We start from the raw sequence: 25,365 nt of genomic DNA on the forward strand, positions 1-25,365 counted from the left end.
AAAAAATAATCGAACATGAAATAAAGGGGTAAAAATATGAATTATGTGCTAATAGGTGCGGTTTTAATATTATTAGCTGTAGTATTTGTGCTGTTTTATAAAAATAAACAGTTAGAATCAGAGAGTCAGCAAGTAGAATTTGAAAAGAAACAAGCGATTGAAACGTATAAAAATGAAATTGCAGCTACGGTGATAGAGCATAAAGAACAACAAAATAATTTAAAAAATATGGAACAGAAAAAATACAATGATTTACAAGTAAGTGCAAATAGAGAAATTGAAAATATGCGTATGATGAAAAATCAATTAGCTGTGCAGCATAGTAAAGAACGTAGTGAAATGCAAAATAAACATAATAACGAAATACATATGTTTCAAAAACTAATTGCAAATCTACGAGAATATACTAAAAACGGCGCTGAAATGAATACGTACGAAACATTACATTATATGAAACGAGGATTCATAGAGCAAGGCACCATATTAGATGCTGAAATTCAAATCATGCCGAATGTTTTTATTAAAAATAATAGTGAAATAAACGATAATCGAATCCATCATCTCATCTTGTGCAAAACTGGTATTTATCTACTTGAGACGAAAGAATGGGAAGAGAAATTAATTCATGGTTTAACGAAAGAAAATGCGGGTATATATTCATTTATGATTGATGAAATGGGTAAGTATCAACAAGAAGTTGAAAAAGAAGAGACATTTGAATATATAGTAGGTAAAGATTCGTCAACTATACAAGTGAAAAATGAAGGGAATCCAGTATATAGGGCGAAGAAACTATCTCAAATTTTATACAGTGGTTTGAAAGAAATGCAGGCTAATAGTATAAAAGAAAAAGTAAAACCAGTTGTATATTTTTATAATAAAAATGGAAAAGAAATAGTAGACCTTTCTAGTGAGGAAACACCTAGATTAAAAGATCGGGAGCAAATTGTAACGTTCTTTAAAAATGAAATATTAGCAGGGGAAGTAGTATATACAGTGCAAGAATTAGAACAGATTCAAGAAATGATTAGCCGGATGAATTATATAGTGAGTTAAAAGGGGAGATCTTTCTGAACGCTATGCTACGTGGCATTTTGTATGTCTCTTTTTGTTTATATATAGTAATAATGTACATTGTATTTATATTCGTCATTGATATGGTCCATATACCCTTAAGTGTAAGGAGCATTTTTGTAGTATTCATACCATTTGTTTTATTAGTCATGATTCAAAGGGCTATTTTATATGTTTCTAAAAATCGTAATGAAGAAAAGAAGCAAATGTTGGGGGGGTTAATAGTAGCACTCATACCATTAATAGTGTGCACTGTACAACTAAGTGTAAATGAATATACATCAAAGTTTAATCAAAATAGATGGTTAAATCATGCAGATAAGCGGGTACATATGGTAGATGATCTATTACAAAAATATAAATTAATAGGGAAATCAAATGAAGAAATTACACAATTGTTAGGAGCCCCAACGGAAACGAGAAGTGGGGAAGAAGGAGTTATCACTTTGTATTATCTTGGGACTGAACGTGGCTTTATTCCAATAGATAGCGAACAGCTTATTTTACAATTTGATAGAGATGGTAAAGTCATGGAATATACGGTGCATAAAGATTAAAGAAACGTGGAGGGAAGCTATATGTTATAGCTTCTTTTTTATTTTTCAATATGTCAAGGAAGGGGGAGAAGGTTTTTGAGTGGAATAAGGAATGAAAGCGGAGGTGATGCATATATATAGATGCATTGGGCGATTATTCGCCCGATTGGTGAGGGTTAATAATCAATAAGTACGGACAAAAACCCCACTGATGAAAGTTTCACTTTATCATATTGTATAAATGAAAAGGAGGTAAGACGGTGAAAGCAATCCCGACTGATGTCCTGAGTAAAGAATTGATGGAAAGAGAAGGAGTTATATCTATTACAGTAAAGGAATTTGAAAAAATAGAAGTAGCTGGAGTAGTAGTAGCTGGTCCAGCGGTTATTTTGATTAATCAAGATTAAGTACATATCATTGAAATAAAAAGCATCCATCTAGGATGCTTTTTATTTGTATGTAAGGATAAATATGATGGATAATTGTGTTACTGGAGGGAAAGTCTGTGGCAATTATTATAACAATGTTAGTAATGGGTATTTTATTAGGATTTGTTGGAGCTGGAGGAGCTGGGTTTATTATCGCGATACTCACTTTAGTATTTCATATTCCTATTCATGTTGCTCTTGCAACATCTTTAACTGCAATGGCGTTTACGACATTATCAGGTGTTGTCAGTCATTACCGTGAAGGTAATGTAGCATTTATTATAGGCGGGATTGTTGGGGGATTTGGCGCAATTGGCTCTTATATTGGTTCTAAATTTGGTTCACTTATACCAGCACATCTTCTTCATTGGTTTACAGCTGGGATGTTATTTTTATCGGCAATTTTTATGTTTATTAAATTAATTATGTTCCAAAACAAAGAACAGTCATCTTTATATAAGCATAAAAAGTTTTCCATGAACTACTTGTTGAAATGTATATGCCTTGGATTAGTTACTGGAATGATGGCTGGTTCATTTGGGATTGGTTCTGCACCGTTTATTCAGCTTGGATTAATGGTTCTATTGGGATTAACGATTCAGCAATCTGTAGGGACAACAATGCTTGTTATATTACCGATTGCAATTGGAGGCGGTCTAGGATATAGTTCGGAAGGATATTTAGATTATATATTGTTATTGCAAGTATTAATTGGGACCATGTTAGGGGCATATATTGGCGCGAAGTTTACAAATTATGCACCGCGAATGCTTTTGAGGTTTTCGATGATTATGACACCGGTTTTAGCTGGATGTATGCTATTGATGGAATAAGGTGAAATTATAATAAGTAGGGGGTTACTGCTTACAAATAGCGGGATAAAATTAATATAGCAAACTATTAATATATTTTACGAATGAATTATGTAGGTAATTCATATTTCCCATATAAAAGGATTTGTTTTAATATTATGAGTGTAAAGTTCGAGTATTCGAAGTACTACTTGAATTATATCCCTATCCCTTTTCTAAAAATGCGAACAAGTTTTGCCCTATTCTATTCAATAGTTAATTGCATAGAAATATATTGTTCGATGACCATTATGGAACGTACATAATGGGAAAATCCCGATCCTTAAAGAGGATGCCCCTAATCTTCATGTGAAAATATGATCGGATAAGAAAGCTGACCAATTTATGGTCGGCTTTCTTTTTGTTCAAAAACAATTTTTTCTTTAATTTCTGTTTGTAATAATACAGTTTTTCCGAAGCGACGTTTGCATTCCGCACGCACTTTTTCAATGGCTAGTAGCTGAGTAGTCGCGGGAACTGTGACAATAGCTTGGCGAGCCTTTCGATTTTCTTCACAAAAGACACATTCCACAACATAATTAGAAATCATATTTTCATCCTTCCAGTTTTAATTTCTAAAAAAGGATTGTCTATGAAGTTGATGTAATTTTTCGTCATTGTTTTATTATTTTCCTCTTTTTTTCAAGGGGAAAATAAAAAAGAGGGCGAATTTTAGTAGGGGAGGGATGTTTATGGAGAGATGGATAGGTAGTGCAGCGGTATGTGTAAATGAAAGAAATGAAGTTTTAATGGTACTGCAGGGCAAAGAGGGAGAAGAAAAAAGATGGTCTGTCCCAAGTGGAGGACTTGAAAAGGGAGAGACACTAGAAGAATGTTGTATCAGGGAAGTTTGGGAAGAAACAGGTTACAATGTGGAAGTGGTAAATAAAATATATGAAAAAGAGGGTATTACATACGGTGTTCCAGTGTATGTCCATTATTATTTTGTTAAACAAATAGGTGGTAATATGAAAATCCAAGATCCTGATAAGTTAATACATGAAATTGCTTGGAAAGGGATACATGAAGTTGAACAATTGTGTTTAGCTTTTCCAGAGGATTATGAATTGCTGTGCCAATATATAGATAAAGAAGCAAGTATGTAAATACTTGCTTCTTTAATGTATCCAAGACAAGAAAAGCGGAACGATAACTAAACTAGCGCCTGCTGTTAAAAGCATGGATAAACTTGCAATTGTTCCTTCCACAGGACCGATTTCGAATGCTTTTGATGTACCGGTTCCATTTGCGCTCGTTCCTAACATAATACCTTTTGCGATTGCTGTTTTAATACGGCAAATACGTATGAGAGAAGGACCGAGCAATGCTCCTGTTAAGGCAGTTAAAACGACAAATACAGCAGTTAATTGTGACATACCACCAATCATTTCTGAAATAGCCATTGCGATTGGTGTTGTTACGATATGTGGCGCTAAACTATGTTCTAGTGATGAATCAATTTGAAAATAATTTGCTAGTAGTGCTGAAGTAATGACTGATAAAAACGAACCGACAATGACATTAAGTAAGATAGCCATTCCATGTTTCTTTAATAAATCAAAATATTTATAGATTGGCCATGCAAAAGCAACTGTTGCGGGCTTTAATAATTCAGTTAACCAGTGACCACCAGATTCATATGTTTCATAAGGTGTATCTAATCCGAGCAATAAAGCAATTAAAATAATGGGACAGACGAGAAGAGGAGAAAGTAGACTCCAATTCCAACGTTGATACATTTTTTTTGATATCCAATATGTGAATAGTGTTAATAGTAAACAAAGAAATCCGATCATTGCGTTGATCCTTTCCGCTTTAGTAGCAATTCTGTTAAAAGTCCTGTAACTAAGGTAACGCAAAGAGTGCTAATCATAATAATTAAAATGAGATCGATTCCATATTGTGTTAGTGTATCTCTGTAACGTATGACAGCGACTGCAGAAGGGATGAAAAATAAAATAAGTTCTTTTAATAAAAAATCTGCTCCGTCCTGTATCCATTCTTTTTTAACTAGGTTAAATTTTAATGAAATTAATAATAAAAAAATACCGATTATACTTCCTGGAACTGGGAGGTGTGCCTGTTTTGCAATCCATTCACCTGTCCAAGCGAAACAAAATAGTAATAAAATTTGTCCGCTTAACTTCCACCATTTCATACAGTAACCACCTCTTTCTTTTTTTACATAAAAATTGTAAAAAAGAATTAACAATTTCTACTATACGTTCATTCAAAATATTTGTCTAATATATAAATTATATGTTATTAATATATTAGACATATTAATCGAAAGTGAAAAGGGTGTCCAAAAATGGAATTACGGCATTTGCAATATTTTGTTGTTGTGGCAGAAGAGTTACACTTTGGACGGGCAGCTGCTCGTTTACAAATGACACAACCACCACTTAGTCAACAAATACAGCAATTAGAAAAAGAAATGGGAGTTACATTATTTTCAAGAACGAAAAGAAAGGTTGAACTAACAGAAGCAGGAGAAATGTTTTTAAAAGAAGTAAAAAAAGCGTTTGAACAAATTGAAAAAGCAGTAGAAGTTGCACAAAGTGCGCAAAGGGGAGAAGTAGGATCACTTTCAATTGGTTTTGTAGGTGCGGCGATATATGATATTTTACCATCAATTGTTAGGGAATATAGAAAGAAATTTCCGAGAGTGTCTGTTGCATTACATGAATTGTCAACACCAGATCAAGTTCATGCACTTCATGATAACCGTATTGATATTGGCTTTTTACGTCCACCAATTCCAACACAATTATTAGAATTAGAGCCAATTCAAAGGTTATCTTGCACCTTATGTTTACCAAAGGCACATCCACTTGCAGAGAAAGATGAAATACATATAGAAGATTTACGAGATGAGCCGTTTGTATTTATTACGAGACCAGTATGGCCAGCTTTGTATGATACAATTTTATCTCTTTGCAGAGAAGTTGGATTTAGTCCACGTATTGTACAAGAAGCAACAGAGTATCAAACAGTTATGGGGCTTGTAGCAGCAGGGATTGGAATTACAGTAATACCCGTATCGGCAAATAAGTTATATAAAACAGAAGTTGTATATAAAGAATTATATGATTCTAATTTTGTGGCAGAAATGTCAGTGGCTTACAAAAAAATGAATAGTAATCCAGAGCTACTAGAGTTTTTAAAAATTGCAAGAGAGAAGAAAAGAATAGAAGTAGAAGATGAGTAATAGTAGTAACAGAAAATGGAGTTAATTCAGATTTATAAAAGTACACCTTGTTAAACAATAAAGCGGAAATGCAACTTAAGTTGCATTTCCGCTTTATTGTTCTTTTTTTAGCTCGATACTAAATAGATAAACGTGTTCATTTTCTTTTAAGAGTAAATCAATACCTTTGTCTTCGTCAATTGTAGGGACGCTTACAGTTTCTTTACTTGTTTGGATTACAGCAGCTAAAATTGTTTTTTGATTGTATTTTAAATTTTTTATAGATTGGATTGTAGTAGTTGCGGAGCTATTTACGCTTGGTGGTGCTTCTTCATGAACAAGCGTTGAATCACCTTCAATATTCATATACCACTGCCTTTTTTCTTGTATATCTTTATCGAATTGGAAATGTGGTGGTAAAAAAGAAAGCTTTACTTTCTTTTTTGAAAAATGTGAGGTAGCTATATTAGCAATTTCTTTTGTTTTTTTACCATTGTTATAATAATCAATTGTAGCATTTATTTCATCTTTATCATGTTTAAGCGTAACGTTATAAAACATGCTATTTCCTTCTTGAAAAGGAGTCATTTGTAAAATAGAAGCTTGCTCTTTTGTTAATTTGTATGGCTCAACAATGGCAACTTCATTGTTTTTTATTTGGCTACAACTTGGGAGTAATAATAAACACAAGATTGATAGTAATTTTATACGCATGCAATCTCCTCCTTTTTACAATTATATTCTAAATGTGATTTTTTATCATTTCGTTTTCTAGGACTAAAGACTTAGAAGAAATTCCGATTGTAGTGCGATGTTTAAAATGTCATATTTTTATACACTAGTAGTATAGAATGCGTATGTAATAAGGTAGGGGAAGAATTTTATGTCTTTATGTCGGTTAGCGAGAAAAAATATTAGAACATTTGCTACCAAAAGGATAAAGCAATTTATGTGGATTGCTATGAGTACTATGATTTTGTTTTTTATGATATCGCTACAATTTAATGAAGTAGTTGCTGGGGAATTAGGGACTACGCTTTTATTTCAAATGTGTTTTTACACGTTGTTTATCGTAGTCATTTTCATATGTACGTTTATTACATATAAAATGACTTATTCTCTTCTGCAAGTGAGGAAAGAAGAAGTTAAATCTTATGTAGCAGAGAATAGGAAGAGAAATGATGTACTATGTTTATTATGTCAGGAGCAATTATTCATTTATGGAGCAGCGTTTGTTTTTGGATTAGTTAATGGGATGTTATTTTTAAAATTATTTACGATTATCTTTATAAGAATAGCAGGAATACAAGGGATAAATAGTGCACCGATTACAATATATGCAATAGTAGTAGTGAGTATAATTATGATTGTTATCCTTCTATTATCGATGGTGCAATGTTTTCGATTTGTTCAAAGTTTACAAGATAAAAATTCGTTGCATTTCAAGAAAAAGGCATGAGAAATCATGCCTTTTTCCATTTTACACATAAAAATAATCATGTTACAGTGAAAAGACCTGACAAAGAATGGGAAGGAAAGGTTGTATAGAATGACAAATGAACAATCAATTGTAAAAGTCGATCGGTTAACGAAGCGAATCGGATCAAAGACACTTGTACAAAATATTAGTTTTGAAGTGAAAAAAGGCGAGGTTGTCGGTTTACTCGGACCAAACGGTGCTGGAAAAACGACTTTAATGAGAATGATGGTTGGTATGATTCGTATGACAGAAGGTGAAGTATGGATTGATGGTCAATCTGTGAAACAGCAATTCGAAAAAACAGCTGCGAAAATTGGAGCGGTAATTGAGACACCTGAATTTTATCCTTTTTTGAGCGGCTATGAAAATTTAACATATTTCGGACGAATGAATGGTAATGTGACCGAAGAACGTATCGATGAAGTAGTGAAATTGTTAGGGATGGGACAAGTAATTGATCGCAAAGTAAAAGCGTATTCCCTCGGCATGAGACAACGTTTAGGAATCGCTCAGGCACTTATTCACGATCCAGACGTGTTGATACTAGATGAACCGACAAATGGATTAGACCCTAGTGGAATACATGAAATGAGAATGTACATAAAAAAAATTGCACATGAACAAGGAAAAGCTGTACTTGTATCAAGTCACTTACTTTCAGAAGTTGAATTAATGTGTGACAGAGTTATCATTATTCAGCACGGGGAATATGTGGCTACGCAAAATATTCAGCATAGCCAAAGCGAAGAGATGGAGACGATCCGTATACGTGTAGATGATGCGAATAAAGCAGCAGAAATATTAGGGCATGATGTTTTAGTAAAAGATAATGAATTACTTATTAATGTAAAAGATGAAGAAATCCCAAATGTTATTCGTACATTGCTTGAGAAAAATATTCAAGTGTATCGTGTATATGAAGAAAGAAAAACGTTAGAAGAGCAATTTTTAGAATTAACAGGGGGAAAAGATATTGTTTAATTTAGTATATAACGAACTGTATAAAATATTTAAGCGGAAGCGAACGATTATTCCATTTGCAGTTATTGCAGTATTAATAATCGGATTAGGATGGGTTACGGTAAAGTATTTTGAACCGGAAACAAAAGGATGGAAAGTAGATTATACAGAACGAACTGTAGAAATTGAGAAAAAGCTTGGCATGAAAAAAGAAGCTATTTTAGCAGAAAAATCAGGGGATGAGCTTGTAAAAGAATACCAGCTTAAGATGAAGCATTTAGATACGGATACAGCACCGGCAAGCAGTTCTCCACTTTCTTTCATGAGAGATACAGGTTTTATCGTATTTCCAATTTTGCTCCCATTTATCCTCGTGTATGCAAGTACAATTTTTGCGAATGAATATAGCTGGGGAACATATAAATTTTTAACGATACGACCAGCGAGTCGCTTTAAAATTTTAACAGCAAAATTTTTAGCAATCGTTATATTTGCAGCTTTATTATTTATATTTAATATGATCTTCTCCGCTTTATGTGGACTTGTTATTTATAAATTCCAACAGCCTGCATGGAGTGAGTTTATTTTCCAAGATGGAAATATAATAAAACAAAACATTTTTGTAGAAGCAAGTAAATATTATGTTTTATCGTGGTTACCAACGGTTGTGTACGCATCGTTTGCATTTATGATTTCTGTGTTAACGAGATCTAGTGGAGGTGCAATTGGTATTTCACTATTCCTTGCTTTATCAGGCAATATTGCGTTATTAGCAGCCACTAGATATAACTGGGCGAAATATTTATTGCCAGCAAACACAGATTTATATAGTATTTCAAAGAACGGAAGTTTTATTGATGGAGTAACATTCCCGTTTGCATCATGTATGTTGCTACTTTATTTGTTCGTATTTTTATGTATTTCATATACTGTGTTTTTAAAACGTGATTTAACTTAATAAGAAAAGCCGTTCAGGGTGCTGAGATGCACTTTGAACGGCTTTTTTTATGAGAATTGTTTAAGTGCTCTTTCGGCTAGTAAAGCAAAGTATTCTGCACTTATAGGCAGTGCCTCTTCATTAATTGTAAAAGCAGGATGATGCCATTCATGTGTACCGCTCGTTCCCATAAAGACGAATGAACCTGGTATTTCCTGTTGGTAAAATGAGAAATCTTCTCCAGCCATTGATAGACTAGGCGAGATGATATTAAGATTCATCTTTGTGGCAACTTGAGTAGATAAGTCTGAAAGAGCTTTATCGTTGTGAACAGCAGGAGGACCTGAATAAAAACGGAATTTCGTTTTTACACCTAATGCATCAGATACACCTTTAATAATACGCTCCATGAGTGCTGGAATCTTTTCACGTGTTTCAGCTTGGAACGTGCGAATCGTTCCTTCTAACGTAGCTTTTTCAGGAATTACGTTCCACGTATTTCCTGCGTGAATATTTGTAACACTAACAACCGCATTATGAGATGAACTTATATTTCGGCTTACAATTGTTTGCAGTGCCATCACAATTTGAGAGGATGCGACAATAGGATCTACGCCAGCATCTGGTACAGCCGCGTGTGTACCAACTCCGTGAATTTCAATTTCAAATCGATCAACTCCAGCCATCAGTGGACCATCTTTAATGCCAATTGTACCTACTGGTAAATCAGGTTTATTATGCATGCCGAAAATCGCTTGCACATTACGTAAATGTCCAGCATCAATAACTTTGCAAGCGCCATTACTACTTTCTTCAGCTGGTTGGAATATGAAGCGAACCGTTCCATTTAGGGAAGATTCTCTTTCTTTTAATAAGAAAGCAGTACCTAAAATGGCAGCTGTATGAAAATCGTGTCCACAAGCATGCATTTTTCCTCGTACTTTAGATGCATAGGACAAATGTGTTTCTTCTTGAATAGGAAGGGCATCAATATCAGCACGAACTGCTACAATTGGCCCGTTTTTATTACCAGACACTTCAGCGATAATTCCTGTTTCTAAATTGGAGTCAATGATAGTAATGTTTTTTTCTTCTAACCAATTTTTTATTGCTTTTGTTGTTTCGAACTCTTCATATGATAGTTCTGGATACTCATGTAAATGTCGACGGATGGAAATAAGTTTTTCTTTTAGTTGATTTGAAATAGATACCATGTAGTATGCCTTCTTTCTTCAGCAAAATATTTATCATAAGTATACAACAATAAAAGAGAGGATTCTCAAATGAAAATCCTCTCTCGTTTATCCCGTATTAATGGGCAGTCCGATTGGTTCAACTAATTAAAGTTTCGCTTTATGCTGCGACTTTTTTATGCGTATGATGTTTACGATAACGTCCACGCATTGTGTATGCAATTTGCGGGATTGCAATCCCGATTAAAATAAGTGATACACCGAACCATTGTGAAGATAGTACAGCCTCTTTTAAAACGAATACGGACATAATTGTTGTAACTGGTAGTTCCGCTGCACCAAGAATAGTTGCTAAGCCAGAACCGATTTTTGGAATACCGATTGTAAAGGCAATAGATGGAATTACGATACTAAATGTTCCTAATCCTAAACCGTATTTCCAAAGACCTTGAGAAATGGCACCATTAAAAATAAATGTTGGTGGGAATACAATCATGACTAAAGTTAAAGCACCAGTCATTAAGAGAACACCGCGCGGTAATGAAGGTACTTCAACAGCAACTTTTCCGCTCACGAAAATGTATGTTGCGAATGTAACAGCAGATAATAAACCTAAAATGATCCCAGTCGTATCGAAAGCACCTGCTGATTGTTCAAGTAAACCACTTGATAAAAATGTCCCTACAAGTAAGAAAATAACAGAAATAACTTTTTCTCTTGAAGGTAATGTTTTTGTTGCGACTGCTTCAATGATAATTCCGACCCAAACAAATTGGAATAAAAGAATAATTGCAATAGAAGCTGGTACAGTTTTTAATGAAGCATAATAAAAAATTCCGGTAAAACTTGCAGATGTTCCTGCAACGAATAAAAGTAATGCTTGCTTTAAAGGAACGCGATGTCTAGAAAATAGAAGTGTAATAGCAAGCAAAATAATCCAACCGAACAAATATTGGCTGCCAATTACCTCTCCAAGTGAAAATCCTTCTGCATATGCAAGCTTAACAAAAATAGCTAAAATTCCATAACTACACGCTCCTAATAAAACTAAAAGAGAATAACGAAGCATGAAAAATTCCTCCCATCTATATGAAGTTGTTCCGTATCGAAAATATATAACTAGAGGGAAGTATACAAAATTAGAAATAAAGGGTCAAATGAAAGAAAAGTATGACATTTTATAGAATAATAATAAAAGTATGATATTTATGCATAATTTTGAAATTATTAATAGTAGAAGTATTATAAAATCAACTTTGCATTGTATAGAGCCAGCATTTGAAAAAAATATTTTTTAAACCAATATGTATATAGACGTAACGTGCTAATTATTTGAGAAACTATGTTACCTTTGTTATGGTAATGACAATTAAAGGAGTTTCATAATCCATTTGAGTTTTTTCTATATAATAGAAGGAAATGAAAACGTTTTATTAGAAACTGTGAGGAAGTACTTTTTTCTTATTGCCACGTTGTAAAAGTGATTTCACGAATTGTTCATAGTATTTTTATGTGTTTTTGTTACAATATTTAGGGAGAGGAGTGGAATGATGCAAGATATTAGTATTTTTTTAGCGTTTGGCGCCGGGTTCTTATCATTTATTTCCCCATGTTGCTTACCGCTTTATCCGGCATTTTTATCGTACATAACAGGTATGTCGGTTTCTGAATTGAAAGAAGAAAATGCAATGCTTCGCAAAAGAAGTATGATACATACAGCGTTTTTCTTACTTGGATTTTCAATTATATTTATTGCAATTGGATTTGGTACAAGTTTTATTGGAGGAATCTTTACTGACTATAAAGATTTAATCAGACAGTTAGGTGGTATATTTATCATCGTGTTCGGCTTAATTATTGTCGGGGTGTTTAAGCCGAAATTTTTAATGCAAGACCGTAAATTTACATTTAAAAATCGTCCAAGTGGCTATTTTGGATCAGTACTAATTGGATTAGCCTTTGCAGCAGGGTGGACGCCATGTACCGGACCAATTCTAGTGTCTGTAATTGGATTAGCAGCAACAAACCCAGAATCAGCAATGATTTACATGATTGCTTACATACTTGGATTTGCTATCCCGTTTTTCGTACTGTCATTCTTTATTACGAAAATGTCTTGGATTAAAAGAAATAGTATGGCCTTCATGAAAGTCGGAGGATATATTATGATTGTTATGGGGGTCTTCCTATACTTTAACTGGATGACGAAAATTATCGTATATTTCTCAAGTTTATTTGGTGGTTTTACCGGTTTTTAGTATTATTCTGCGAAAATGTTGGAAATACTAACGGAAAAGCATATAATGAAAGTATATTTTGCATATAGCCACAAAAAAGGATGAGAAAATATGAACATAGTTCTTTTATCAAGTATCGTTGCTGTTTGTATGGCTGTCGGTGCGATGTTTATTCGTTTAAAAGCAGCTAAGAAACCTGCAACATTGAAAAAAATTATACTTCCGCCATTTTTTATGAGCACGGGAGCATTGATGTATGTTTTTCCTGAATTTCGATTAACTCCAGCGGAAATGTTAGAAGCAATTGGCGTCGGTTTGTTTTTCTCTATTTTTCTTATTAAAACATCTAAATTTGAAATTAGAGGACAAGAGATTTATTTGAAGCGTTCAAAAGCCTTTGTTTTTATATTAATTGGATTACTTGTAGTGCGGATTGTATTTAAAACATACTTAAGCCAATCTCTTGATTTAGGACAACTTAGTGGCATGTTCTTTTTACTTGCGTTCGCGATGATTGTGTCATGGAGAATTGCAATGTATCGTTCCTTTACGAAATTACAGAAGGAAATGGAAAAAGAAGATGGTTTTTATAATGAAAAAGATATGAAGCTAACTTAAAAACTGTATATGTACCAAATAAAAAGACAGCGTCAAAGGCGCTGTCTTTTTTATTGAAAATAATATGAAGTTACTTTGCGAGTAAAGATCGATAGTTAGAATAATCAATCTTTTTTTCTTGTAGTTTTTTAATTAAAAATTTATGATCACGCTTTGGTGTGGCAATGATATATCCTTTAATAATTAAGTCTTGTGTAATTTGAGAGGCATTTTCTTGTAATGCAAGTTCCCCGATTTTTCCAGCAATCTTTGATTTTGCAACATCGCGAAATAGTTCTGGAACAGGACTTACAAGCTCTTCTAACAATTGTTTTTGTTCGTCAGCCCATAAATGTCTCGTTTTATTTATGTAGTGTTCTTCCCAATCCAAAATGGACATGCCGTCTTCTTTTGGTAAACGTTTTAAAAATTTTCTGAACATAAAGTATCCACCGATAGACATAAGCCCTAATAAAATAACCGTCCATAATACAATGAACCAACTGAACCATCCTTCGAGCAAGCATATCCCCCCTTAATGATAGCGGTTTTCTTTTATTCATATTATATACAGTGAGATTCATAGAAAGCAAGAACGCTTGGTCATTTTGACCAAGCGTTATCATTTAAACAAAGTATAGTTGTTCCACATGTAAATTATTATTATCATCTTCTACATATTCAATGATTAATGTGCCAACTTTACGATCTTTATCTTCAGTTGTGAAAATAGAGTAAGAAGTAAAACGTGTTTTTGATAGGCCGCTTATGTGTGTAGGTAAAGAAATGTAGTCGTTATCGCGGAAGAATTCCATCAGTTCAATATCCTCAAATTCTTTTCGGTCAACTTGTTTGTTTGTATAGCGGCGTTGAAGTTGTTTTAAAGATTCATTCCAAGAAATTGCTTTTGTGTCGTATACCATTGTTCTATCTCCTTACTGTATGTAATTATTAAGAACATACGTTCTAATCTAGTATACTCTTTTTATTAGAAAAGGGAAAGCAAAAAATAATGTAAGCTTGGATTTCCAAGCTTACATTATTGATGCGTCCGTCATAATCTCTATTTTTCATTATAAGTTAGATAAGAATAAGAAACAAGATGATATATATTTTGTTGATAGTTTTCAAGATTCTGTATATTATAGTTTTACTAAAGCGCAAGGGAATGAGAGGAATGGCATATGTAATTTCACTCCAAGGACCGATGGCAAGCGGAAAAACGACATTGGCTAAAAGGTTAGAGCGATGTGGGTTTTCAGTTATATATGAAAATCCTTATCCAATTGTAGAAAAGCGAAAGCGATTAAAGTTGGATATGAATTCAAAAGAAGGGTTTATAGCAAATTAAAAAATGTTTATAGAAGCTAAAATAAAAGATTTTCAAAATGCAAAAGGTTCAGTCGTGATTTTTGATCGTGGGCCAGAAGACATCGAATTTTATACACTTTTTTACCCAATGGTTATAGGGAAAGAGTGGGATATAGAAATTGAATTGAAAGATGAATTATATAACTTAAGAGAATGCCGTTCGGATGCTATTTTTTATTTGGATGTATCGGAAAGTAATTTATATGATAGAAAAAATAATGATAGAACAAGAAACAGAAGTACATTTGAGGAGCAATTTAAATTAGTAGAAACTGAAAAAGACTGGTATAAACAATTTCCTGTAACTTATGTGGACACGAATAGATTAACAGTGGACGATTTAGAGGTATATTTTATGGACTGGTTAAAGGAGAGAGGGCTATGAAAAAAATACTTTTATTTGTATACTCAACATTTGCAGAGTTTGAAATAACAGTAGCGACGGCATTGCTGAAAAATAAATATGAAATCATTACAGCGGGCTTAACGAATGAATTGGTTATAAGTGAAACTGGGTTGCAAGTGCAGCCACATATAGAAGTAAGTGAAGTACGTGTAGATGAGTATGAGGGGATACTTATTCCAGGTGGAGAAGAAGTACAGTTGGAAGATGCAAAACCTCTTTTTTCAATCATTCGTCAATTTCATGAACAAGAAAAATTAGTGGCGGCAATTTGTGCTGGACCGTATGCGCTAGCAAAAGCAGGGTTATTTAAAGAGATTTCTTATACTGCGACTATAGATTATCAAAAATTCGATTGTTTTCCAGTAGAAAATTTCGTGTATGAAGAAGTTGTGCAACACTCAAATATTATTACAGCACAAGGGCATGCATTTGTACCATTTGGAATAGCAATTGCCTCTTATTTTGGAGTGGCAGACGAACATAATACAGATTTTTATTGTGGTAAAGGTAATGTAGTAATGGAGAAACTTTTACGAGAAAACGTGTAAAAGCTAGCAAACGCTAGCTTTTTTCTTTTTTACACCGATAAATTACTAACGTTTTTGGATCGCGCCATATACCGTTATGGAGCGATAATTCCTTGTTGATTTCTTCTGTTAGCCATTCTTTCATCTCGGCTTGAAGATACATATTATCGGGTATATTTAGCGATGGAAACATGCTGGAAATATAGTTTACTATTGGGGTAGCATGATGAAAAACGAGCGCATTATGAATAACTGTTTCTTCAACCGTTGGAAAAGCAGATGCTACTATCTCTTTACCATTTTCTAAACAAAACGGAGAGACTGCTGGTGATGTTTTCGGTAGATCAAATGCGTCAAGCATGTTGTTACACATTTCAACTATACGAGGTAATGAAACTTTAGAATTTGTTGTAGCTAAAAGTGTTCCGCCAGGACGAATGACTTTATAAAAGCCTTGAATTGTTTTTTCAACATCTTTCACATGGTATAACATATGTCTTGCAATTATTAGGTCATAACAATTTGTTTCGAAAGGAAGTTTACTAGCGTCCCCTCGTTTCCATTCTATTAAGTTATTTATTTTAGCAGCTTCAGCAAGCATAGCTTCGGATTGATCAAACCCGGTTAATGGGCCTTTATGACCATTTGTTTGTAAAAGGGAAAGGAATTTTCCACTAGCGCACCCAACCTCTAATATGTTTTCATCCCCTTGAAGGTGTAAATGTTCAATGACGATCTTATCTAAATCTACGTGTTTTTCTTCGTAATGTGTATGTGTGTCGATGCGTGTTTGTAAATGGTTGCTAACGTTATATTGACGTTTTACATCATTCATTTTGTCACATTCCACCTTTGTGCAAAATTGTTGGATTGCATGTGTTAATACATCTGTTTTCTTTAAACCTTCGTAATGGAGTGCTGATTCAAACCTTTCAAGTAATTTCTCTTCAATTCGAAAATGAATATCTTTTCGTTTTTTCACTGAAATTTCGCCCCTTTGCATCTGTTAGTGAGACTATAGCACGTCTGGAAATTTTGTGTAAATCATTTGTGTACACAAAATTAGGGGGATGAAAAAAATGTTTGAATATGATTTTAAACTATTGACGATTTAACCGTTTTCATATATTCTTAAATTAAGTAATATTCAAATAATTCAAAAGAAATGAGAGAGTCACATGCTTCTTCAAGGAACACATCGAATTGGTCGTATGGCCATGCTGTTGGCACTTGCGGATGAGAATGAAAGTCCTGTATTATCCATTCCAAAAGGTTGGAAGTATTGTACGGGGAAAGTGGGTTCGATGAATTCGCAAAAGGTTGTCGCAGCAATGGAAACAGCGGCTAAAAGCAACCAAGTTATTGAAACAGACGTTTACAGAGAAACACATGCACTTTATCATGCAATTATGGAAGCTTTGTACGGAGTGACGAGAGGTCAAATTCAGTTAGCAGACGTTCTTCGTACAGTAGGACTTCGTTTTGCGATTGTGCGCGGTACACCATACGACGGGAAAAAAGAAGGCGAATGGGTTGCTGTTGCATTATATGGAACGATTGGTGCACCTGTAAAAGGATCTGAGCATGAGGCGATTGGTTTAGGAATTAATCACATATGATTTGCCCATAGTCTATTAGTTAGAAGGGGGCCTTACTTTTTTAGGACAGAAGTCTGTCTTAAAAAGATAAGGTCCCCTTTTGCCTTTTTAAGGAGGAAAAATGATGATTACGTTAACAGGACATACATTGACAGTTGAAGAAATGAAGAGGTTATTACTGGAAGGAGAAGGTGTAACAGCTTGTCCAACTAGTATGCAAAAGGTAGCGGAGTGTCGCGAAGTAGTTGAGAAAATTGTAGAGGACGGAAAAGTCGTTTACGGTATTACAACTGGATTTGGAAAGTTTAGTGATGTGCTTATCCAAAAAGATGATGTAAAGGCACTTCAACATAATTTAATTCAGTCACATGCATGTGGGATAGGTGATCCATTCCCGGAAGAAGTATCGCGCGGAATGTTAATTTTACGAGCGAACACGATGCTTAAAGGAGTATCAGGCGTAAGGCCGCTTGTTGTAAATATGCTTCTTGAGTTTGTAAATCGTAAAATTCATCCAGTCGTTCCGCAACAAGGTTCACTTGGTGCAAGTGGAGATTTAGCGCCTTTATCTCATCTTGCGCTCGTATTATTAGGCGAAGGTGAAGTGTTCTATAAAGGGAAACGCGTTCATGCAATGGTTGCTCTTACAGAAGAAGGGCTTGAGCCAATTGAACTTGAAGCGAAAGAAGGTCTTGCGTTAATTAATGGTACGCAGGCGATGACAGCACAAGGAGTTCTTTCTTATATAGAAGCAGAAGCAACGGCGTATCAAGCTGAACTAATTGCTTCGATGACAATTGAAGGGTTACAAGGCATTATTGATGCATTTGATGAAAATGTTCATAAAGCACGTGGTTATAAAGAGCAAGTGGATGTAGCAAGCAGAATTCGTGACATTCTTCATGATAGTAAGTTAACAGCAAAACAAGGAGAACTACGTGTACAGGATGCCTATTCACTTCGTTGTATCCCGCAAGTACACGGTGCTTCTTGGCAAGTATTAAATTATGTGAAAGAAAAATTAGAAATTGAAATGAATGCGGCGACAGATAATCCGCTAATCTTTGATGGCGGGGAAAAAGTAATTTCAGGTGGTAATTTCCACGGTCAACCAATTGCATTTGCGATGGATTTCTTAAAAGTAGGAATGGCAGAACTTGCAAACATTTCAGAGCGTCGTATTGAGCGTTTAGTAAATCCGCAGTTAAACGATTTACCGCCATTTTTAAGTCCAGAACCAGGACTTCAGTCTGGTGCAATGATTATGCAATATGCTGCAGCGTCACTAGTTTCTGAAAATAAAACGTTAGCACATCCGGCGAGTGTTGATTCAATCCCGTCATCAGCTAACCAAGAAGATCACGTAAGTATGGGAACAATCGCTTCACGTCATGCACATCAAATTATTCAAAATGTAAGACGTGTTCTTTCAATTGAAATGATTTGTGCGATGCAAGCGGCAGAATATCGCGGGATTGAAAACATGAGTACAGTGACGAAGAGCTTCTACCATCAAGGGCGTCAGCAAGTACCATCTATTACAAATGATCGCATCTTCTCAACGGATATTGAAAATATTGCACATTGGTTAAAAACGAATTATTCGATAAAAGAAAGATTGGATGTAAACGCAGCACTATAAAACGAGAAAAGGGAGAGATTGAAATGGAAAAAGTAAAACAAACAATTCGCGCGCCAAGAGGTACAGAGTTACAAACGAAAGGGTGGGTGCAAGAAGCTGCACTTCGTATGTTAATGAACAATTTAGATCCGGAAGTTGCTGAAAAACCAGAAGAATTAGTTGTGTATGGCGGAATTGGCCGTGCAGCTCGTAACTGGGAAAGCTATCAGGCGATTGTAGATTCATTAAAAACGTTAGAAAGCGATGAAACGTTACTTGTTCAATCAGGAAAACCAGTTGCCATTTTTAAATCACATGAAGATGCACCTCGCGTTCTGTTAGCGAACTCAAACTTAGTACCAAAATGGGCAAACTGGGATCACTTCCGAGAACTAGAGAAAAAAGGTCTTATGATGTACGGACAAATGACAGCTGGTAGCTGGATTTACATTGGAACACAAGGGATTCTACAAGGAACATATGAAACATTTGGTGAAGCAGCTCGTCAACATTTCGACGGTTCATTAAAAGGTACATTAACACTTACTGCTGGTTTAGGTGGTATGGGTGGTGCACAACCTCTTGCTGTAACGATGAACGGCGGTGTTGTCATTGCTATTGATGTTGATAAGCGCAGCATCGATCGTCGTATTGAAAAGAGATATTGTGACATGTATACAGAATCATTAGAAGAAGCATTAACTGTTGCGAACGAGTATAAAGAGAAGAAAGAACCAATTTCAATTGGCTTGCTAGGAAATGCGGCAGAGATTTTACCAGAACTAGTGAAGCGTGATATTACGCCAGATTTAGTTACAGATCAAACATCTGCTCATGATCCATTAAACGGTTATATTCCAGTAGGTTACACATTAGAAGAAGCAGCGAAACTTCGTGAAAAAGATCCAGAACGTTACGTACAATTATCAAAAGAAAGTATGACAAAACATGTGGAAGCGATGCTTGCGATGCAAGAAAAAGGTGCAATTACATTTGATTATGGAAATAACATTCGCCAAGTTGCTTTCGATGAAGGTTTGAAAAATGCTTTCGATTTCCCAGGATTCGTTCCAGCATTTATTCGTCCATTATTCTGTGAAGGAAAAGGGCCATTCCGCTGGGTAGCACTTTCTGGTGATCCAGAAGATATTTATAAAACAGACGAAGTAATTTTACGTGAGTTCGCTGATAATGAACATTTATGTAACTGGATTCGTATGGCGCGTCAACAAGTTGAGTTCCAAGGACTTCCATCACGTATTTGTTGGTTAGGTTACGGTGAGCGTGCGAAATTTGGTCGCATCATTAATGAAATGGTTGCAAATGGTGAATTATCAGCACCGATTGTTATTGGTCGTGACCATTTAGATTGCGGATCAGTAGCATCTCCAAACCGTGAAACAGAAGCGATGAAAGACGGTAGTGATGCAGTAGCTGACTGGCCAATTTTAAATGCATTAATTAATAGTGTAAACGGTGCAAGCTGGGTATCTGTTCACCACGGTGGTGGCGTTGGTATGGGTTATTCACTTCATGCGGGAATGGTTATCGTTGCAGATGGAACAGAAGCAGCAGCAAAACGAATTGAGCGCGTATTAACTTCTGATCCTGGTATGGGTGTTGTTCGTCACGTGGATGCAGGGTATGACTTAGCTGTGGAAACTGCGAAAGAAAAAGGCGTTAACATTCCGATGATGAAATAAGGAGGAGAAAACATGCTGGACACTTTACTAATAAATATCGGTCAATTACTAACAATGGATCAAGAAGATGGCTTGTTAAGACGGGAAGCGATGAACACGCTTCCTGTTATCGAAAACGGTGCGGTTGGAATTGAAAATGGTGTAATTACTTTCGTTGGAACAGCGGAAGAAGCGAAAGGATTACAAGCGAGAGAAGTTATTGATTGCGGCGGGAAAATGGTTTCTCCTGGTCTTGTTGACCCGCATACTCACCTTGTATTTGGTGGATCTCGTGAAAATGAAATCGCACTAAAACTACAAGGAGTTCCGTACTTAGAAATTTTAGAACAAGGCGGAGGCATACTTGCAACTGTAAATGCAACGAAACAGGCGTCGAAAGAAGAACTTGTTCAAAAAGCGAAATTCCATTTAGACCGTATGCTATCTTTCGGAGTTACTACTGTAGAAGCGAAGAGTGGTTATGGATTAGATGATGAGACGGAATGGAAACAATTAGAGGCAACAGCACAATTACAAAAAGAGCATCCAGTCGATTTAGTTTCCACATTTTTAGGTGCTCATGCAGTTCCGAAAGAATATAAAGGTAGATCGAAAGAGTTTTTACAATGGATGTTAGATTTATTACCAGAAATGAAAGAGAAACAATTAGCGGAGTTCGTTGATATTTTCTGTGAAACAGGTGTGTTCTCTGTGGAAGAATCAAAAGAATTTTTATTAAAAGCGAAAGAGCTTGGCTTTGATGTGAAAATTCATGCAGATGAAATCGACCCTCTTGGTGGTGCGGAAGCAGCGGCAGAAATCGGTGCAGCATCAGCGGACCATTTAGTTGGAGCTTCTGATAAAGGGATTGAAATGCTTGCAAACTCGAATACAGTAGCAACATTATTACCAGGAACAACTTTCTATTTAAATAAAGAAAGCTTTGCTCGTGGTCGTAAAATGATTGATGAAGGTGTTGCAGTTGCGTTAGCTACAGACTTTAACCCAGGTAGCTGTCCAACTGAAAATATTCAGCTTATTATGAGCATTGCGATGCTAAAACTGAAAATGACACCAGAAGAAGTTTGGAATGCCGTAACGGTTAACTCATCATATGCTATTAACCGTGGTGATGTAGCTGGGAAAATTAGAGTTGGTCGTAAGGCAGATTTAGTTTTATGGGATGCTTACAATTATGCTTACGTACCGTATCATTACGGCGTAAGTCATGTGAATACAGTATGGAAGAATGGTAATATTGCATATACAAGAGGTGAACAATCGTGGAGCACGGCCACTATTTAAAGAAAAATGCAAAGTTTATTGATCGTGAAGTGACAAAATGGAGTGAGCTGATTAAAGATTGGGAGGAAGGCGTAGAAATATTCGGTGCTGCTTTAATTGGAGCACCCCTTTCTAAACCATCTATTAGTCATTCAGGAGCAAGTTTTGCTCCAAAGACAATTCGTGCGATGTTAGATGCATATAGCACATATGCAATTACAGAAAAACACGATATGAAAGAAAGTGTCTTATATGATTGCGGCGATATTACGATGCATGTGACGGATATAAAAGAAAGTCATAAACGAATTGCGAAAACAGTTGGTCATGTAACGAAAGTAAACCCGAACATGATACCAATCGTTCTTGGCGGTGACCACTCGATTAGTTTTCCGAGTATAACAGGTTTTGCAAACAGTAAAGGAAAGGTCGGAATTATTCAATTTGATGCTCATCATGATTTACGTAATTTAGATGATGGAGGCCCGTCAAATGGTACACCATTCCGTAGTTTACTAGAAAATGATGTCATTACAGGGAAACAACTTGTTCAAATTGGAATTCGTAATTTTTCTAATGCACGTGCGTACCATGAATATGCAAAAGAACACGGTGTGACAGTTTATACAATGAAAGATGTACGAGAGCGAGAAATCAAAGATATTATTATAGAAAGTATTGAAGTATTAAGAAAGCAAGGCGTGACCTCTATTTACATTTCTCTTGATATGGATGTACTAGATCAAGCATTCGCACCAGGTTGTCCAGCAATTGGGCCTGGTGGAATGGATAGTACGACTTTACTAGATGCGATTGAATTCCTTGGTAAAGAACCGCTCGTTCAAGGGATGGATATAGTAGAGATTGATCCAACTCTTGATTTCAGAGATATGACGAGTAGAGTAGCAGCGCAAGTGATTATGAGTTTTCTTTTAGCGAGGGAAACGGTTAGTAAGCAAGTTAGTATATAGACGGAAAAGTAGATCTTTATTTATGCCTTAACAAAAACACATCACTACTTAAATGTAGTGATGTGTTTTTGTATTAAAAGAGAATGAATGTGTGTGGAACCGTTAATGGAATTGCGATTTTTATAGTGTATTGTGTAAATTTAATTTCTTGCTTCTGAAGTGTTGACGTGTAAAATAATTTTATGATAAAATAAAAATTTTGCTAAAAAACTAAAAGTATGTTAAGCTTGAGAAGGTTACCATATATGGAGGTGGATTATTTGTTTCAAATTGGCGATAACATTGTTTATCCAATGCAGGGAGCAGGTATAATTAAAGCCATAGAAGAGAAGGAAATCTCAGGAGAAAAACAACAGTATTATGTTATAAAAATGTCGGCTAGTAATATGGAACTAATGATTCCAGCAGGGAGAATATTGAATTCGAATATACGTCCAGTTACGGATATAACCGCATTAGCACACATAATGGATATTTTTCAACATGGGGAATCAGATAGATTACTTACATGGAAACAAAGGTATAAATTGAACACTGATAAAATAAAGACGGGTAAAATGCAAGAAGGTGCTGAAGTTGTGCGTGATTTAATGCGTATACAGAAAGAAAAAGCACTTAATGCAAGCGAAAAGAAGATGTTAGATAACGCATATGAATTTTTGATTAGTGAACTGGGATTAATTGAAGGTATCACAGAAAATCAGATAAAAAGCTTTTGTTAAGGTTCATTACAAATAATGTATTATATCCCAAAAAAGATCTTGAATTTTTTGGGAACATAATTATAGAAAATTTATCATTTCAAAGACATTCAACTCTTTCAAACCACTTTTAGAGCATTACCTCTATTGTTATTACTACAATCAAATCCATTTTTATTTGTTAATTTCATTTATGAATGTTCGAAGTTTAATTGAATACTTCGATAAAATAGTTACTTGATTTTTGCAATCCTGATTCACACTGGCACGGACGAGGAGCCGTAAGGATGAAAGAGAGGTAGGGCTTTCATTGTTTTAGGTATATATAAGTTATTATTTTTAGAAGAATACTGAACCATTTTTACTTCTATTGATAAGGTGTTTTTTTTATTAAAGAGATAAACGAATTGACAGCCATATATGGTCAACAAAAAAGGTTTCCTCCTAAGGAAACCTTTTTAATATTATTTATAGCATTTTTTTTTTTGGATATTCGAATTTTTTATTGTAAAGTCGTAAAAATTGACGTTACTATCTAAAAGTAAGTATGATGCGATTATAGTAAGATTTTTTAGGGGGAAGAAAAATGACAAGTTCAAGTAATAAAGCAGCGAGTATTTATGAAGGAACAAATGTAAATGCTGGGGGATTTTTTGAAAACGTTGAAGAAACAAAGTTGTTTGATCCAATTCAAGTTGGAGCTTGGTCTCTTCGTAATCGTATAGCGATGGCACCGATGACAAGATGCTTTGCAGATAATGAGACTGGAGTAGTTGGTGCGGATGTAGTGGAGTACTACAGAAAACGTGCTGCGGATGGAATTGGACTAATTATTACAGAAGGAATTGTCATTAGTCCGAGAGCAAAAGGAAACCCAGGAGTACCAGGTATTTATACACAAGAGCAAATCGATTCTTGGAAACCTGTTACAGAGGCGGTACATAAAGAAGGCGGGACGATTATTGCTCAAATATGGCATGTTGGGCGTATGAGTCATCATGAAATAATTGGTGGTCAAATGCCACAAGCACCGTCGGCTATCGCTGCAGAGGGAAATGTTCCACGCTTTCGTAAACCGTTTGATACGCCAGAAGCAATGACGTTAGAAGAAATACAAGAAGTGATCGGGCAATACGCACAAGCTGCGAAAAATGCGATCGAAGCTGGATTTGATGGAGTAGAAATTCACGGTGCACACGGATATTTAATCGATCAATTTACGTATGAGTTTGCGAATAAGCGAACAGATAAATATGGCGGTGATTTAAAACAAAGGTTAACGTTTATGAAAGAAGTAACGGCGGCTGTAATAGAAGCTGTTGGAGCTAATAAAACACTTCTTCGTTTCTCTGCTTTCAAAGGTGATAATCCTACTTATATGTGGGAAAACCCTGAGTTTGCAATTGAAACGTTCATAAATATGTTTAAAGAGGTTGGGTTAACGATGATCCATCCTTCAACGATGAATTATACCCAAGAGATTGCTGACGGAAAGAATTTTCATCAACTAGTAAGAAAATATTGGGATGGTACGATTGTTGGGGTTGGTAATTTAAATCCGAAAGAGGCCGAAGAAGCGTTGCAAGAAGGAACGATTGATGTAGCGGCATTCGGAAGACCGTTAATTGCTAATCCAGACTTTGTTCATCGAATTAAACACGCTGAAAGTTTAGTTGAATATGACGCGAAAGAGCATCTTGCTACGTTAGTATGAATAAAGA

The 25,365-nt window shown here is 35.2% G+C and carries 28 protein-coding genes and 2 pseudogenes; 21 read left to right on the forward strand and 9 right to left on the reverse strand.

Annotated features, from left to right (window positions below; all coding sequences use genetic code 11):
- Window positions 1-36 precede the first annotated feature (36 nt).
- From DN404_RS22150 to DN404_RS22165, 4 genes are all read left to right on the forward strand, one after another.
- Window positions 37-1,056, forward strand: a complete 1,020-nt coding sequence (locus DN404_RS22150; protein WP_149215469.1) for an NERD domain-containing protein — start codon at window positions 37-39, stop codon at window positions 1,054-1,056.
- Window positions 1,057-1,079: 23 nt separating this feature from the next.
- Window positions 1,080-1,631 (forward strand): hypothetical protein, encoded by a 552-nt coding sequence (locus DN404_RS22155; protein ID WP_149215470.1) that lies wholly within the window; start codon window positions 1,080-1,082, stop codon window positions 1,629-1,631.
- Between the two features lie 239 nt (window positions 1,632-1,870).
- On the forward strand, window positions 1,871-2,017 hold the full coding sequence (locus DN404_RS22160) for a BC1881 family protein (RefSeq protein WP_000644411.1): 147 nt from the start codon (window positions 1,871-1,873) through the stop codon (window positions 2,015-2,017).
- 98 nt (window positions 2,018-2,115) lie between these two features.
- Complete coding sequence (locus tag DN404_RS22165; protein ID WP_149215471.1) at window positions 2,116-2,871, forward strand: sulfite exporter TauE/SafE family protein; 756 nt, start codon at window positions 2,116-2,118, stop codon at window positions 2,869-2,871.
- A 361-nt stretch (window positions 2,872-3,232) separates the two neighbouring features.
- Here DN404_RS22165 and DN404_RS22170 read toward each other — a convergent pair whose 3' ends face one another.
- The gene (locus DN404_RS22170) at window positions 3,233-3,439 is read right to left on the reverse strand and encodes a DUF3903 domain-containing protein (RefSeq protein ID WP_000625222.1); all 207 of its coding nucleotides are present in this window, start codon (window positions 3,437-3,439) and stop codon (window positions 3,233-3,235) included.
- Window positions 3,440-3,581: 142 nt separating this feature from the next.
- Between DN404_RS22170 and DN404_RS22175 the strand changes: the two genes are divergently transcribed.
- Complete coding sequence (locus DN404_RS22175; protein WP_016123240.1) at window positions 3,582-3,995, forward strand: NUDIX hydrolase; 414 nt, start codon at window positions 3,582-3,584, stop codon at window positions 3,993-3,995.
- Window positions 3,996-4,007: 12 nt separating this feature from the next.
- Here the strand turns inward: DN404_RS22175 and DN404_RS22180 are convergent, their stop codons facing one another.
- On the reverse strand, window positions 4,008-4,685 hold the full coding sequence (locus tag DN404_RS22180; RefSeq protein WP_000578954.1) for an LrgB family protein: 678 nt from the start codon (window positions 4,683-4,685) through the stop codon (window positions 4,008-4,010).
- On the reverse strand, window positions 4,682-5,047 hold the full coding sequence (locus DN404_RS22185; protein WP_000872365.1) for a CidA/LrgA family holin-like protein: 366 nt from the start codon (window positions 5,045-5,047) through the stop codon (window positions 4,682-4,684). The genes DN404_RS22180 and DN404_RS22185 overlap by 4 nt, the downstream gene beginning before the upstream one ends.
- A 153-nt stretch (window positions 5,048-5,200) precedes the next feature.
- Between DN404_RS22185 and alsR the strand changes: the two genes are divergently transcribed.
- Entirely contained in the window at window positions 5,201-6,100 is a 900-nt protein-coding gene (alsR, locus tag DN404_RS22190) for an acetoin biosynthesis transcriptional regulator AlsR (protein WP_000423234.1), read from the forward strand.
- Window positions 6,101-6,193: 93 nt separating this feature from the next.
- On the opposite strand, the gene DN404_RS22195 is transcribed toward alsR, so the two are convergent.
- Window positions 6,194-6,793, reverse strand: coding sequence for a hypothetical protein (locus DN404_RS22195; RefSeq protein WP_016123238.1), 600 nt, complete (start codon window positions 6,791-6,793; stop codon window positions 6,194-6,196).
- 169 nt (window positions 6,794-6,962) lie between these two features.
- On the opposite strand from DN404_RS22195, the gene DN404_RS22200 reads away from it, so the two are divergent.
- The 3 genes from DN404_RS22200 to DN404_RS22210 all read left to right on the forward strand — a co-directional run bounded on the left by DN404_RS22200 (window position 6,963) and on the right by DN404_RS22210 (window position 9,477).
- Window positions 6,963-7,538, forward strand: coding sequence for an FtsX-like permease family protein (locus tag DN404_RS22200; protein WP_046392952.1), 576 nt, complete (start codon window positions 6,963-6,965; stop codon window positions 7,536-7,538).
- A 90-nt stretch (window positions 7,539-7,628) separates the two neighbouring features.
- The gene (locus tag DN404_RS22205; protein WP_000180622.1) at window positions 7,629-8,540 is read left to right on the forward strand and encodes an ABC transporter ATP-binding protein; all 912 of its coding nucleotides are present in this window, start codon (window positions 7,629-7,631) and stop codon (window positions 8,538-8,540) included.
- Window positions 8,533-9,477: an ABC transporter permease gene (locus DN404_RS22210; RefSeq protein ID WP_000482759.1), complete on the forward strand. Its 945-nt coding sequence runs from the start codon at window positions 8,533-8,535 to the stop codon at window positions 9,475-9,477. Before DN404_RS22205 ends, DN404_RS22210 begins: the two co-directional genes overlap by 8 nt.
- Window positions 9,478-9,524: 47 nt before the next feature.
- Here DN404_RS22210 and DN404_RS22215 read toward each other — a convergent pair whose 3' ends face one another.
- Window positions 9,525-10,670: a M20 peptidase aminoacylase family protein gene (locus DN404_RS22215; RefSeq protein WP_000253674.1), complete on the reverse strand. Its 1,146-nt coding sequence runs from the start codon at window positions 10,668-10,670 to the stop codon at window positions 9,525-9,527.
- Window positions 10,671-10,809: 139 nt separating this feature from the next.
- On the reverse strand, window positions 10,810-11,718 hold the full coding sequence (locus tag DN404_RS22220) for an EamA family transporter (protein WP_149215472.1): 909 nt from the start codon (window positions 11,716-11,718) through the stop codon (window positions 10,810-10,812).
- A gap of 316 nt (window positions 11,719-12,034) precedes the next feature.
- Between DN404_RS22220 and DN404_RS31350 the strand changes: the two are divergent.
- The 3 genes and pseudogenes from DN404_RS31350 (at window position 12,035) to DN404_RS22235 (ending at window position 13,504) form a co-directional block, all read left to right on the forward strand.
- Window positions 12,035-12,183 (forward strand): annotated as a pseudogene (locus DN404_RS31350) (peptidase T).
- Between the two features lie 16 nt (window positions 12,184-12,199).
- Window positions 12,200-12,907 carry a cytochrome c-type biogenesis protein CcdA gene (gene ccdA / locus DN404_RS22230; protein WP_001152676.1) on the forward strand — a complete coding sequence of 236 codons (708 nt, stop codon included), beginning with the start codon at window positions 12,200-12,202 and terminating at the stop codon, window positions 12,905-12,907.
- Window positions 12,908-12,997: 90 nt separating this feature from the next.
- Entirely contained in the window at window positions 12,998-13,504 is a 507-nt protein-coding gene (locus tag DN404_RS22235) for a CcdC family protein (RefSeq protein ID WP_001028439.1), read from the forward strand.
- A 70-nt stretch (window positions 13,505-13,574) separates the two neighbouring features.
- Here the strand turns inward: DN404_RS22235 and DN404_RS22240 are convergent, their stop codons facing one another.
- Complete coding sequence (locus DN404_RS22240; RefSeq protein ID WP_000889373.1) at window positions 13,575-14,006, reverse strand: DUF2621 domain-containing protein; 432 nt, start codon at window positions 14,004-14,006, stop codon at window positions 13,575-13,577.
- Window positions 14,007-14,109: 103 nt separating this feature from the next.
- Window positions 14,110-14,406, reverse strand: a complete 297-nt coding sequence (locus DN404_RS22245) for a hypothetical protein (RefSeq protein ID WP_000262401.1) — start codon at window positions 14,404-14,406, stop codon at window positions 14,110-14,112.
- A gap of 254 nt (window positions 14,407-14,660) precedes the next feature.
- Between DN404_RS22245 and DN404_RS22255 the strand changes: the two are divergent.
- A pseudogene (locus DN404_RS22255) lies at window positions 14,661-15,239 on the forward strand (AAA family ATPase).
- Window positions 15,236-15,808: a DJ-1/PfpI family protein gene (locus DN404_RS22260; RefSeq protein WP_098906052.1), complete on the forward strand. Its 573-nt coding sequence runs from the start codon at window positions 15,236-15,238 to the stop codon at window positions 15,806-15,808. Before DN404_RS22255 ends, DN404_RS22260 begins: the two are co-directional and overlap by 4 nt.
- Before the next feature lie 13 nt (window positions 15,809-15,821).
- On the opposite strand, the gene DN404_RS22265 is transcribed toward DN404_RS22260, so the two are convergent.
- Window positions 15,822-16,769: a class I SAM-dependent methyltransferase gene (locus DN404_RS22265; protein ID WP_149215474.1), complete on the reverse strand. Its 948-nt coding sequence runs from the start codon at window positions 16,767-16,769 to the stop codon at window positions 15,822-15,824.
- Between the two features lie 196 nt (window positions 16,770-16,965).
- Here DN404_RS22265 and hutP point away from each other — a divergent pair, with 196 nt between their 5' ends.
- The 7 genes from hutP (at window position 16,966) to DN404_RS22300 (ending at window position 25,358) form a co-directional block, all read left to right on the forward strand.
- Entirely contained in the window at window positions 16,966-17,406 is a 441-nt protein-coding gene (hutP, locus tag DN404_RS22270) for a hut operon transcriptional regulator HutP (protein WP_000926516.1), read from the forward strand.
- 103 nt (window positions 17,407-17,509) lie between these two features.
- Window positions 17,510-19,027 carry a histidine ammonia-lyase gene (gene hutH, locus DN404_RS22275; RefSeq protein ID WP_149215475.1) on the forward strand — a complete coding sequence of 506 codons (1,518 nt, stop codon included), beginning with the start codon at window positions 17,510-17,512 and terminating at the stop codon, window positions 19,025-19,027.
- Window positions 19,028-19,050: 23 nt separating this feature from the next.
- Window positions 19,051-20,709: a urocanate hydratase gene (gene hutU, locus DN404_RS22280; RefSeq protein ID WP_000416711.1), complete on the forward strand. Its 1,659-nt coding sequence runs from the start codon at window positions 19,051-19,053 to the stop codon at window positions 20,707-20,709.
- A 12-nt stretch (window positions 20,710-20,721) separates the two neighbouring features.
- Window positions 20,722-21,993, forward strand: a complete 1,272-nt coding sequence (hutI, locus tag DN404_RS22285; protein ID WP_000887539.1) for an imidazolonepropionase — start codon at window positions 20,722-20,724, stop codon at window positions 21,991-21,993.
- Window positions 21,972-22,943: a formimidoylglutamase gene (gene hutG / locus DN404_RS22290; RefSeq protein ID WP_149215476.1), complete on the forward strand. Its 972-nt coding sequence runs from the start codon at window positions 21,972-21,974 to the stop codon at window positions 22,941-22,943. Before hutI ends, hutG begins: the two co-directional genes overlap by 22 nt.
- 260 nt (window positions 22,944-23,203) lie before the next feature.
- On the forward strand, window positions 23,204-23,665 hold the full coding sequence (locus tag DN404_RS22295) for a CarD family transcriptional regulator (RefSeq protein ID WP_170317877.1): 462 nt from the start codon (window positions 23,204-23,206) through the stop codon (window positions 23,663-23,665).
- A gap of 565 nt (window positions 23,666-24,230) precedes the next feature.
- Entirely contained in the window at window positions 24,231-25,358 is a 1,128-nt protein-coding gene (locus DN404_RS22300) for an alkene reductase (RefSeq protein WP_000204582.1), read from the forward strand.
- Window positions 25,359-25,365: the final 7 nt, after the last annotated feature.

Origin of the sequence: Bacillus sp. TE8-1 (assembly GCF_008368855.1) — a bacterium.
Lineage (GTDB): Bacteria > Bacillota > Bacilli > Bacillales > Bacillaceae_G > Bacillus_A > Bacillus_A cereus.